The organism is Burkholderia sp. Tr-20355 (genome assembly GCF_017104685.1).
In the GTDB taxonomy this organism is placed as follows: domain Bacteria; phylum Pseudomonadota; class Gammaproteobacteria; order Burkholderiales; family Burkholderiaceae; genus Burkholderia; species Burkholderia seminalis.
Genome location: NZ_JAAGPK010000026.1, coordinates 62,619 through 73,864, shown reverse-complemented (window position 1 = coordinate 73,864; position 11,246 = coordinate 62,619). Strand labels below are relative to the sequence as shown.

Annotated in this window: 14 protein-coding genes; 4 read left to right on the top strand and 10 right to left on the bottom strand. The window is 66.4% G+C overall.

Features of this window, described 5'->3' with window-relative positions; translation table 11 throughout:
* A partial coding sequence (locus tag G3N62_RS09765; RefSeq protein WP_206141228.1) for a cytochrome c occupies positions 1-1,078 on the top strand: 1,078 nt, incomplete at its 5' end.
* 85 nt (positions 1,079-1,163) lie between these two features.
* Here the strand turns inward: G3N62_RS09765 and G3N62_RS09760 are convergent.
* Positions 1,164-1,322 (bottom strand): hypothetical protein, encoded by a 159-nt coding sequence (locus G3N62_RS09760; RefSeq protein WP_167361899.1) that lies wholly within the window; start codon positions 1,320-1,322, stop codon positions 1,164-1,166.
* A 203-nt stretch (positions 1,323-1,525) separates the two neighbouring features.
* Between G3N62_RS09760 and G3N62_RS09755 the strand changes: the two genes are divergently transcribed.
* Positions 1,526-1,999: a hypothetical protein gene (locus G3N62_RS09755; RefSeq protein ID WP_034191350.1), complete on the top strand. Its 474-nt coding sequence runs from the start codon at positions 1,526-1,528 to the stop codon at positions 1,997-1,999.
* A 147-nt stretch (positions 2,000-2,146) separates the two neighbouring features.
* Here the strand turns inward: G3N62_RS09755 and pal are convergent, their stop codons facing one another.
* The 5 genes from pal to G3N62_RS09730 all read right to left on the bottom strand — a co-directional run bounded on the left by pal (position 2,147) and on the right by G3N62_RS09730 (position 6,688).
* The gene (pal, locus tag G3N62_RS09750) at positions 2,147-2,638 is read right to left on the bottom strand and encodes a peptidoglycan-associated lipoprotein Pal (protein ID WP_034191351.1); all 492 of its coding nucleotides are present in this window, start codon (positions 2,636-2,638) and stop codon (positions 2,147-2,149) included.
* 373 nt (positions 2,639-3,011) lie between these two features.
* A complete protein-coding gene (locus tag G3N62_RS09745) occupies positions 3,012-4,223 on the bottom strand; it encodes a porin (RefSeq protein ID WP_185733046.1) in 1,212 nt (403 codons plus the stop codon).
* A gap of 239 nt (positions 4,224-4,462) precedes the next feature.
* A complete protein-coding gene (locus G3N62_RS09740; protein WP_241013050.1) occupies positions 4,463-4,984 on the bottom strand; it encodes a hypothetical protein in 522 nt (173 codons plus the stop codon).
* 89 nt (positions 4,985-5,073) lie between these two features.
* A complete protein-coding gene (locus tag G3N62_RS09735) occupies positions 5,074-5,520 on the bottom strand; it encodes a VOC family protein (RefSeq protein WP_124669305.1) in 447 nt (148 codons plus the stop codon).
* A gap of 97 nt (positions 5,521-5,617) precedes the next feature.
* Entirely contained in the window at positions 5,618-6,688 is a 1,071-nt protein-coding gene (locus G3N62_RS09730; protein ID WP_241013049.1) for an AraC family transcriptional regulator, read from the bottom strand.
* Between the two features lie 248 nt (positions 6,689-6,936).
* On the opposite strand from G3N62_RS09730, the gene G3N62_RS09725 reads away from it, so the two are divergent.
* Positions 6,937-7,644 (top strand): hypothetical protein, encoded by a 708-nt coding sequence (locus G3N62_RS09725; protein ID WP_226252167.1) that lies wholly within the window; start codon positions 6,937-6,939, stop codon positions 7,642-7,644.
* A 231-nt stretch (positions 7,645-7,875) separates the two neighbouring features.
* On the opposite strand, the gene G3N62_RS09720 is transcribed toward G3N62_RS09725, so the two are convergent.
* Positions 7,876-8,187 (bottom strand): hypothetical protein, encoded by a 312-nt coding sequence (locus tag G3N62_RS09720; protein WP_034191353.1) that lies wholly within the window; start codon positions 8,185-8,187, stop codon positions 7,876-7,878.
* A 738-nt stretch (positions 8,188-8,925) separates the two neighbouring features.
* Between G3N62_RS09720 and G3N62_RS09715 the strand changes: the two genes are divergently transcribed.
* Entirely contained in the window at positions 8,926-9,213 is a 288-nt protein-coding gene (locus tag G3N62_RS09715) for a hypothetical protein (RefSeq protein ID WP_080288006.1), read from the top strand.
* A gap of 31 nt (positions 9,214-9,244) precedes the next feature.
* Here G3N62_RS09715 and G3N62_RS09710 read toward each other — a convergent pair whose 3' ends face one another.
* From G3N62_RS09710 to G3N62_RS09700, 3 genes are all read right to left on the bottom strand, one after another.
* Positions 9,245-9,712 carry a hypothetical protein gene (locus G3N62_RS09710; RefSeq protein WP_124669306.1) on the bottom strand — a complete coding sequence of 156 codons (468 nt, stop codon included), beginning with the start codon at positions 9,710-9,712 and terminating at the stop codon, positions 9,245-9,247.
* Between the two features lie 33 nt (positions 9,713-9,745).
* Positions 9,746-10,060: a hypothetical protein gene (locus G3N62_RS09705; RefSeq protein WP_034191355.1), complete on the bottom strand. Its 315-nt coding sequence runs from the start codon at positions 10,058-10,060 to the stop codon at positions 9,746-9,748.
* A 244-nt stretch (positions 10,061-10,304) separates the two neighbouring features.
* A complete protein-coding gene (locus tag G3N62_RS09700; RefSeq protein ID WP_034191356.1) occupies positions 10,305-11,168 on the bottom strand; it encodes an NmrA/HSCARG family protein in 864 nt (287 codons plus the stop codon).
* Positions 11,169-11,246 lie beyond the last annotated feature (78 nt).

The following is an 11,246-nucleotide window of genomic DNA, read 5'->3' as shown; positions in this document are numbered from 1 at the left end:
CGCGGCGTGCCACACCGCGAAGGACGGCGCGCCGTTCGCCGGCGGCGCGGCGCTCGAATCGCCGTTCGGCACGTTCTACGGCTCGAACATCACGCCCGACAAGGATCACGGGATCGGCAGCTGGAGCGCGGACGATTTCTACGCCGCGCTGCACGACGGCAAGGCGCCCGGCAAGCGCCTGTATCCGTCGATGCCGTACACGTCGTACCGGCAGCTCACGCGCGCCGACGCCGATGCGATGTACGCGTACCTGATGACGGTCAAGCCCGTCGCGCAGGAAAACCGCGCGCACGACCTGAAGTTCCCGTACAACCTGCGCTTCGGCATGGTCTTCTGGGACATGGTGTTCCTGAAGGACAGCCTGCCGGACGCGTCGGTCGGGCAATCCGCCGACTGGCAGCGCGGCCGCTATCTCGCGGGCGCGCTCGGCCACTGCGCGGAATGCCATACGCCGCGTGCGTTCACGGGCCAGCTCGACGGTGTGAAGCCGTTCGCCGGCGCGGCGCTCGGCCGCGTGGCCGCGCCCGACATCACGCCGGCCGGCCTCGCCGCGCGCGGCTGGACGGGCACCGACCTGCAGACGTTCTTCGGCGTCGGCATCGCGCCGCAGGGCTCGGCGTTCGGCGAGATGTATCCGGTCGTGCACCTGAGCACGCAATACATGACGAAGGACGACCTGCGCGCGCTGTCGGTGTACCTGCTCGGCGATACGCCGCCTGCGCCGCAACCGGTGAAGCCGGTGTCCGCCGATGCCGCGCAGCTCGCGGCGGGCCGCTCGGTGTATCTGGCGGTCTGCGCGGGGTGCCACGGCTTCAACGGCGAAGGCAAGCCGCACGTCGCGGTGCCGATGAACGGCAACTCGACGGTGCGCCAGGGCGATCCGCGCAACCTGCTGGTCGCGATGCTCGACGGTATCGACGAGCAGAAGTTCGCCGGCTTCGAAAACCTGCAGGCGATGCCGGGCTTCGCGCGTACGCTCAGCGACGAAGAGCTCGCGCAGCTCGCGAACTACCTGCGCGCGACGTGGGGCGGCCAGCCCGCGAGCGTCACGCCGGCCGACGTGAAGGCGATGCGTTAAGTCGTGTCCGGGGCGGGGCATCGTGCGCGAGGCAGCCGGTTTCCGGCGCTCGCGCGCGATGCCCCGCCCCTTTTCCGGCGGCGTTTCAGTAACCGCCGCCGCCTCCGCCTCCGCTTCCTCCCGAGCCGCCATAGCGGCTCATGCCGGGTCCTTGCGACACGCCGCTGCCCGACGACGTACATCCCGCCGACAGGACAAGCATCAGCGCCGCGATCAGCATCGCGGCCAAGGTTGCCGATTTCATCGCGATCTCCTTGCAGCGCGCAGGCCGCCGGACAGGCCGGTTCGCATGAACCGCGCGTCTGCGCGATGACGAAACGCGTCGGGCGGGGCGTTTATTCCATGGTTTTTGCCTATCGCCGTGCGCGAAGCGGCCGGATCGACGGCGGCGGGCGTCGCCTTGGTACACTCCGGCACGCCGCCATTCCGATTCCGACTACAAGAACCATGAGTGCTACCGTCGAGCGCCCGCCGCGCCATTCCTCGCGCCTGTCCCGCCGTGCCGTACTCGGCTGTCTGTCGTTTGCCATCGGCGGCCCGCTGGTCGCGTCGCTCGTCTGGCCGGCGGTGATGCTGATCGCATGGTCGCTGATCGACGGCCCGTCATGGCACGTGCTGACAGTCAGCGCCGGCATGGTGCCGCTGATTTTCTTCGCGTCGTTCGTGTTCGGCTACTTCCTGCCGGCGATGGCGACCGGCGGGATCATGGGCGCGATCGGCCCGCAGGTCCGGCGGCGCTGGTTCGTGCTGCTGGGCACGATCGTGGGCGCCGGCGCGATGATCGGTTATGTCCTGCTCGTGGCCTGGATGATCAAGGCCGACAAGGTGGGCGACATCAACGCGATCGCGACGCTCGATGCGATCGTGACGTCCGCGGTGATGTCGCACTGGCTGCACCGGCGGCTCGAACGGCGGCGTTGAAGGCGACGTGCCGCGCGACGAGCGCCTGCGCGGTGACGCGCATGAGCCGGGCAAGCCGGACGGCACCGGGCGGCCGCGACTGCGGCCGGCGGCCTGCGTTGCCTTCCCTTGGCACGAATGCCGCCCGCGCGGCGGTGGATCAACGGATCAACGATAGACGAGATCGGCGCGGCGGTTCTGCGCCCACGCATCCTCGTCGTGGCCGAGCGCGACCGGCTTTTCCTTGCCGAGGCTGACGGCCTCGAGCTGCGTGGCCGGGACGCCGAGCGTCTGGAGCGCGCTGAACACGGCCTGCGACCGGCGCTGGCCGAGCGCGAGGTTGTATTCGGACGTGCCGCGTTCGTCGGTGTTGCCCTGGATCAGCACGCGGCGCGCGGGATGGCTGCGCAGGTAGTCGGCGTGCGCCTGCAGCAGCGACTGGAACTCGGGCTTCACGGTGTACTGGTCGAAATCGAAGTAGATGCTGCGCTTGGCAAGCGGGCCGTTCGGATTGTCGAGTTCGTCGGCAGACACCGTCGCGACGGCTTCGCTCGAAGGCGTGGGCGCCGCGCCGGCATTCTCGGGCGTTTTCGCCGCGTTGTGGCAACCCGCCAGCAGTACGAAAATTGACAGGACCGCAAATCGGTTCATTTTGCTCATCGTTCGTCTCCAGCGGTTGACTGCGTTGAAAGCGCGGCGCGTGCGGGCTGCACGCAGCTGTCCGGCCGCCATGGCGCGAAAGGGTCGGCTTCGTCGACGTGATGCAGGTTCGTAAGCCGGTGGTGCGCCAGATGAAAGAGTGTTGCGGCCGGAACGCCGAAATACGGCGTCGCTGCAAACAGATTAGGAAAAATGTCACATCGTGACCAGTTTCTTCGCATTTTTTGCGCAAATGCGACAGTCGGGCGGCATTCCTGTTCCCGCCCGCCGCGCGCGGTGAGCCGAGCCACAGCGATCAGGTCGCGCTTTTGTGCGGCCTGATCGCGCGGCTCACGGCGATCGGGCGTGCGGGATACCGTCCGCCGCCGCCTCGTCAGAACTTGTGCCGCAGCCCCAGCGCGACGACCACCTGGTTGCTGTTCGCCGACGGCGTCAGCGTCCAGACGGTCGCATTGAACGCCGGATTGCCGTTACCGCCGCTCACGCTCTGGTAGACGCCTTCGAGATAGGCGTCCGTGCGCTTCGACAGCGCATAGTCGGCCTGAGCGACGACCTGGTTCCATTTCGGGCGCGTCTGGCCCGTGCGTGTGTCGAAGCGGCCCATCGTATACGTGTATGCGGCGGCGACGCTCAGCGCACGCGTGACGAAGTAGCGGCCGTCGACCGTGAAGTTGTCGAACACCAGCGATTCCCCCTTCAGCGGTGCGATGTTGCTGCCCTGAAGCACGCCCGTCACGCCGTCGGTGGTCGAGTGCGACCACGCGGCGCCGACCGAGTGCGGCCCGAACGCATAACGTCCGGCCATCGCCCAGATCTGCTGGTTGCCGCCCGTGATCGTCGCCGAGCCGTCGGCCGTGCTCAGTGCGCCGTCCGGGTTCGGCGCATTGCGGTCGCGGCTGATCTTCAGGTAGCCGGCGCCGAGCTTCAACGGCCCGGTCGCATACGACACACCCGCGCTCCATGCCGCGTTGTTGGAGAACTGGCCGGCCGTGTTCGAGAAGCCGAACATCGCGCCGAACGTCAGCCCGCGATACGTCGGGCTCGTGTACTTCACCGCGTTGTTGATGCGGATGTTGCGGTTCGAATCGTCGTTGTCGTACGGGTGGACCGCGAGGTTGCCGCCCCAGCCGGGGCCGGACGCGCCGAGCGGCGTCACGAAGTCGAGAATCAGGTCGTACTGGCGGCCGAAGGTGAACGTGCCGGCCGTCTTCGAACTCACGCCGACCCAGGCCTGACGGCCGAACAGGTCGACGCCTTTCTGCGACAGCTTGCCGTTCGTGCCCGAGAAGCCGTTCTCGAGCGCGAAGACCGCGGCCATCCCGCCGCCGAGGTCCTCGCGGCCGCGCAGCCCCCAGCGCGATGCGTTCAGTGCGCCGCTCGTCAGCGCGACGGTGCCGCTGCCGGGCGATCCCGCGCCCTGCGTGCGCTGGTTGGTCGCGTAGGTGATCGACGTATCGATCAGGCCGTACAGCGTCACGCTGCTCTGGGCGTGCGCGATGCCCGGTGCGATGCCGGTCAGGCAGGCGGCAATGACGGTCCCCGCGACGCATGCGCCGGCATGCTTGTTCATCTGGTAGGAGTGCATAGGAGTTTTTATCGTTGATCCGGCGCGAAGGCCGGCGGGTCGCATCGGCGTACCGGCCGACGGATCGAGCGGCCATTATTGGAGATCGTGCGGCCGTCGATTAAGGCGTTGCACAGGAAAGGTCCTCTGCGAAATCGAATGGAATCGCGAGGGCGGCTGCGGGGATTCAGGCCGGAGCGGGACGTGTGTCGCGGCGTCCGGCGGTTCGAGCCGGGGGCGCGTGATCGTTCGTCGAACGCTTAATGGCGGGCCATCGCCAGCGCGGTGTCGAGGCTGCCATTCCGATACGCGGCCCGCACGGCGCTCGCCCAGGCTTCGAGCGCGTCGGGCGTGAGTCCGCGTCGCAGCCGGACGGTGACGCGCGGCAACGCGGCGAGCTGGTTGCGCAACTGCACGATCGATCGGCAGCAACGGAAGGCCGACGATCGCGCATCGGGGCACGACGCGGCCTCGGCAAGCTCGCCTGCCCATTCGACACCGCGATGGCGCCTGACTTCGTCCAGATGCGGCAGATAGCGCGCGTCACCTGATAGCGCGATCAGCAGGGCTGCCCAGTGCGCGCCGCGCCATCCGAGCGGCATGTCGCCCGTCAGGTCGGCCAGCAGCGTGTCGTCGAGCACGGACAGGCTTTGCTGGCACAGGGAGTGGAAGTCGAGCGGCCGATAGCGAACCCGCGGGTAGTCGCGCAGCACATGCTCGAGTTCGTAGCCGGCATCGACGGCAGCAGCCAGGAACGATTCGGCCGGCGCAGGGCGGTTCAAGTGCAACGTCGGCACGCACAGGAAAAGCCGGCTGATGTCGCCGGGGTGGCAGTGCATCGCGAATGTCGGGCGGGGGCGGCGCAAACCTGCTACTGATCGCCCGACAACAGCGCGGTGTAACGCCGCTGCATTTCGTCGGGTTCGACCGCTTCGATCGTCTGTCCGATCAACCAGTCGTAACCGAACGGGTCGCGGATCCGGCCGGAACGCTCGCCGTAGAACTGATCCTGGATCGCGCGTGTCAGGCTGGCGCCGGCCGCGATGGCGGCGGCGATCGTCGCGTCGGCGTCGTCGACATGAAGATGGAGCGCCATCGGCGCGTTGCCCGCCGGGTCGAGGGCGAAGAGATCGTATTCCGGGAACTCGTCCGAGATCATCAGCGTGCACGGCCCGAACTGCAACTCCGCGTGACCGATGCGTCCCGACGGTTCGACCAGACGGAATTTTTCGCGCGCGCCGAATGCCTTCGCATAGAACGCGATGGCGTCCTCCGCGCGTTTGGCGCGCAGATACGGAAAGACTTCGTGAATCGCCATGGTGCCCTCCGATCAACGGCGAGAGTGTGGCCCGATCCTATCGGGCATTTCGCGCCCGGTCTTGAACAAAATTGACCGCCGCCGTGGCGGCAGCGCGTCAGAGCGGTACGTGAAAGCCGTTCGCGCTCGCGCGTCGCCGGTACTGTTCCGGCGACAAGCCGGTGAATTCGAGGAACTCGCGATTGAAATGCGGTTGATCGGCATAGCCTGCGAGCGCGGCGGTATCGGCCCACGAGGCGGCCGGTTCGGCCGACAGCCCGTCGAGCATCTGCCCGAAGCGGCGCACGCGGCCGTAGCGTTTCGGCGGCATGCCGACCGCGTCGCGAAATCGTGCGACGAAGTGACGGTGACTGCAGCCGATCTGCTGCACGATTGCACGTACCTCCGTGCCGCGATTCAATTGCGCGATCGATTCGGCGATGGCCGGGTCGATGCCGGCCACACGCGGCAGCCGCGCCGTCAACAGCGTTTCCCAGAGATCCAGCCGCGCAGCGGCGGAATCGATTTCGCCGAGCCGGTCGCGTAGGCCGGAAGCGGCGGCGCCCCACAAATCGTCGAGCGACAGGTGCAGGCCGTAGAGAGCCGATGCCGGTACACCGGTGACGAGCCGGACCGCGCCCGGCCGAATCAGCGCGCCGACGGTCGGTACCGGAACGGCGACGTCCTTGATATACGGGGCCGCCCGTGGGCCGCCGATCACGGCGACGCCGATCGTTCGGCCGGTCTGGTCGGCGGCGTGATCGAAGAGGCGCAACGGATCCGCGTCGAGCCGGATCGCGAGGTGGACCGCGCCGGTCGGCAGCACGCGCTCGCGGCAATGTTCGTTTCGGATCGGAAACGGCGGATACGAGGCCCACACCGAGTCGATGAAGCGCCGCAGATATCCGCCGGGGCGGCGGCTGAGGATCATGGGTTCCCGTGATCGTCGGCGGCACGGCGCGCGGGATGCGCGGCCAAGCCGTTCGGTGCTGATCACGCGGATTCTACTGCGGATGGCGGATGGACGCCGACGTTGTCGGCGTTGCCGGGAGGCATGGATTGACGCCATCGGCGGGAGGCGCGCCGCGGATGCGACGGCGCCTGCGGACGGAGGAAGCCGCGGGTTCGGGCTCGATGCCAGACCGTTCGCGGGAATGACAGTGCCGCTCGACGAACGTCGGGTGCCCATGCGCCCGCGATCCCGAGGCCGGAATCCACCAGGACGAGACGCAAATCCACCGGGAACGGCGAGGGGGCGGGGCAGAATAGGGCGAGCGTGGCGACTGCCGGCCGGCGTCGGCAGATCGCCGGTTCACGACAATTCCGCTACTCTTCACTGCGTTCCCGATGCCCAATATCTTGCGTCGACCCCGGTCGGCACCACGAACGACGGCGAGCGTCGCATTCGTCGCCAGCCTGCTCACCGGATGCGCTGCCGTGACTTCGTCCGCTCCGGCCGATCCTCAGCAGCAGTTCGTTGCCCAGCAGCGAAACGACAACATGCGGTACCTCGATAGCCTCGCAGCGTACAAGCCGTTGTTCGAGAATCCCGGCGGCTATAGTCGCGCGCAAGTGCTGGAAAAGTACGACGCGATGCTCTATCAATACTCGGTCGCCGCGGTGAGCTGGGTGCGCGCGATGTATCCTGCCGCCCGGCAAACGCTGCCGCCCGCTCTTCAGCCGTTGCCCGCGCCGTCCGGGCCGCTCGGTATCGCGGACGTGAACCGGCACTACGAGCATGCGCTCGGCATGAACGTCGGCATGTGGGAGATCAGCATGGCCGCGGATTTCGGCAAGCCGTCGAAACTGGCGGTGCCGAGATATGACGGTCCGGTGCTCTTCATGCCGGTTGCGCCGCCTTTCCCGCCGCTTCAGGATGTTCGCGATCCGCAGTTCGCACGGCTGGTGACCATGACGAAGAAAGTGGATGCCGAGCAGAAGGCGGACCTCGCTCGACAACGTGCGGAGACCGCGAAACAGATGGCGGAGACCGCCGCGAGGCACGCGGCAAACCATCCCCCGGGACCGAATCCGCTCGACTCGATCGATCCGCGGACCGGATTGCCGTATCCGCAGCCGCAGGTAGAGACCCAGCGCTGGTGCACGATGATGGGCAATGGCGTTGGCGGGCGGGTGCCGTGTTGACGCGTGGGGACAAGCGGATGTGAGCGGTCGACTGGAATCGATCAAGCTCGCGCATGCTCGACGGGATGACGAAATGGGTCAAAAGTCGCCGGTCGCGCACCGGAGGGCGACGCCCGGGCGATTTCACGAATCGTCGCTCGTGGCGTCGTGGATCAAGGCATACCTGACTTCGGGCCGCAGCGAGTGATCGACCAGCCGCTGGCACGGCGCGTGAGCGCCGGCAAACCGCTGTCACCGGTGCTTCATTTCCTCGGCTTCCACCGCGGCGAGCCGTTCCTCGCTTGCGGAAACGGATTCCATGGCTTCGTCGATCGATGCCAATGCAAACTCGCAGGCCAGTTTCGTTTCCTCGACGGTACGCTCCGGCGCATCATCGTCGCTTGGCGGAGGGGCAAGCATGTCTCCGAGCATCATTGCCAGCTCGGGGGTATCCCATTGCTCGCCCCTTTGCTTTTTCCGCTTGATATAGTGCCGGATTTCCGTGTCCTGCTCCGGCGAGAGTGGGAGATGTCGAAACGTGTTGCTTGGGCTGGCGTCGATCATGATGTTGCTCCCGAGTTTGAAGTCGGCGGGTGACGAAACAGGGGCCTATTTGCCGCAGCGCGCCCCTTGAATTCCCGCGAGGCGCCCTAGCAGCTCGTCCACTTGGAGTTCAAGGACCTTGTTTCGATCAGATTGCCTGCGGAGTTTGTCGAGCCTGACTCGCCAATATGCAGGATCGCTTACAGACGATTTGTTGATGAAGGCGTGCTGTGCTCGTTCAAGCAGCCCGATGGCTCGCCTGATATGGACCAGCTCGCGTTCCACATCGCAGTACCCGTTCATGTTCGCCGCCTTTTGATTAAGATTTGCATCTCGACTTGATGCCCGGCGAGAACACGTGGATTCCGAAAAGCGGTACAAGAACCGGTTCTGTGCGGTGCAGCTGCCGCACGGCGCGACGAGTTGAAGAGATTGGGAAATACGGTGCCCAAGCCATGGCAAGGCCCAAGCTGGAGGGGGGAGTCGGCGGTTCGCGCATACGGCCCGGATGAACCCATCATACGCGTATCGCCGGGCGCGCAACCGTTTTATTTCGGCCGCGACGAGGCGTGCGGGCTCGAAGTTTTCTCATCACGTCGAGAGGCGACCGGGCAGCTTCGGCTCGATGCCACGGGCACGCCGGAGCGCGACCATCGCGCGGCGGGCGCGGGTACCCGCAGTCGGCGCGCTTCGAAAATCTGCGTCACCCTGCGCTACCCGTTCCGTGTATAGTGGGTCTCCCCTTGTGGAGTCACCAACATGCCGACATATCCGCTTCTTCTCTACAAGGGGTACGAACTTCATCCTCTTGTCTTCGCTCGCACGTTCATCCGCTTCGACAGGCATTCGCGTTATGCCGAAGGGTATGACATTGCGGTGCGCATATGCCGTCCGTCCTCGATAGCAAGCTCCCCCGCAAGCCGTGTTTTCCGGCTGAACCAGCCGCACACGTTCTCCGATTTCGGAGTGGCAAGGCGTGCGGCACGACAGCAAGGCAAGGACATCATCGACGGGAAGGTGAGCGGGGCTTCGGTCGTGGATTTCTGAAAGCGGTCTTCCCCCGTTCTCCCGGACGGGTTCACTCGCCCGTCATACGTCGCTCGAACTGAGCCGCGCTGACGAAGTTCGGCGTCGAGCGCCGACGGTGCGGATGGCGGAAGCGCTCGATGTAGTCGAACACACCGGCACGCGCTGCGTCACGCGCGCGATAGACGCGTCGGTTCATGCGCCCGATCTTCGGGGTACTAAAAAACCTCCGCGGGGGCATTGCCCCGGCAACCGCGTCGACGGTTCGTGCTACAGGTAATGGCCGCTTGCCCGAGTAGCGACCGGAAGCCTTGACGGGTGTACCGGGCGGATTCAAACGGTCGTCGCCACACTCAATCGTCGAACTGATTTCGGGTACGCGTCCGGCGCTTCCGCCGGTGTCTTCCGGCGTCCCGATCGCGCATCGATTCAGGTCAACGAGCACGCCGCCCGTCCCAATGGCGCGGTATCCGGCAACGTTGGCTGGATATCCGGACGGGCCGGGCGCCAGAGCAGACAAGACGCTCCCGTCGGTTTCCGCGCCGGCCGTCTTTTACGCGTCTTTCAGCCAGGGCATTTCGACGGGCGACACGACCAGTTGCCGGAATTCGCGTTTCAGATCGAAGATGAACCCGACCAGGATCATGGATTCGGCGTAGGGAATCGGAAAGACCTGCGGATTTTCCGGCGTCCGCAGGGGACGCTCGGGCGTGTCCGCTGTCGCCGCGGCGTTCTCGCGCACGCTTTCCAGTTCGTCCGCCATGGGGAAGCCACCGACTTCCAGCACACGGCTGCGCAGATCGCTGAAGGGCTCGACGCGCGCAGCGTCTTCGTGATATTCGGGCACTTCGTAAACGAACCAGGACATTGTCGTCTCCCATGAGAAGGGGCGCTATTCTAACGCCGCGCGACGATCCGGCGAAGATCGGTCATGTCGTGCGATGGCCGCGGGTGCCGCGAGACAGTCCGGCAGAGGCGATTTCTGACGAGGCGGGCCGCTGCCGAGGCGCCGACAGCATGGCGGTCGCGGCGAACCGGCCCGGCACGGCGACCGGTTCCCCGCGTGCAACAGCTCGCACGGCCGCACGGAGCTTGAAGGCCCGGTATCGCGCTCAGCGGACGAGGGCTGCCGCGAAGTCGCGATACGTCCGCAGCGGGCGGCCGAGGATCGCGGTCAGCCGCTCGACATCGCCTGCTTCCGGCACCATGCCGTCGCTGACGTACCGCTCGGCCATCAGCCGCATTTCGTAGGCCATCCATTTCGGCATGAACTGCGCGAAGTTGTGTTCGAACGGGGAGGGATCGTCGCCGCCGTAGGCAATCGGGCGGCCGAGCGTGTCCGACCAGACGGCCGCCAGTTGCGGGCCCGTCAGCGTGTCCGGCCCGACCAGGTTGAGCGTCTCGACCGGCAGCTTGCCGGGCGCGTCGTGGCGGCGGATCAGTTCGAGTGCCGCCACTTCCGCGATGTCGCGCACGTCGACCATCGCGACGCCCTTGCTGCCGATCGGGATCGGGTAGATGCCGTGCTCGACGATCACGTCCTTGACCATCGATTCGTTATCCATGAAATACGCCGGCCGCAGGATCGTCGCGCTGAAGCCCATCTGCTCGATCATCCGCTCGGCGCCGGATTTCACCGCGAAGTGCGGCACGTTCACGAAACGGTCGGCGTGCAGGACGGACAGATAGACGACGCGCTCGATCCCCGATTCGCGCGCGAGGTTCAGCGCGATCAGTGCCTGTGTGAATTCGTCGCCCGCCACGCCGTTGAGCAGAAACAGCGTGCGTACGCCGGAGAAGGCCGTGCGAAGCGCGTCGATGTCGAGCATGTCGCCCTGCGCGACGGTTACCGCCGCGGGGAAGTCGGCTCGGGACGGATCGCGTACCAGCACGCGCACGTCGACGCCGCGATCGACGAGTTGACGGACGACCTGGCGGCCCACACGGCCGGTGGCGCCGGTTACGAGAATGGTCATGATGTTCGCTCCTGGAATTTCGGTTGGGTTGACCTGCCCACGTAAGGTAGGTGATCCACAAACGATCCGGAAGGTGTG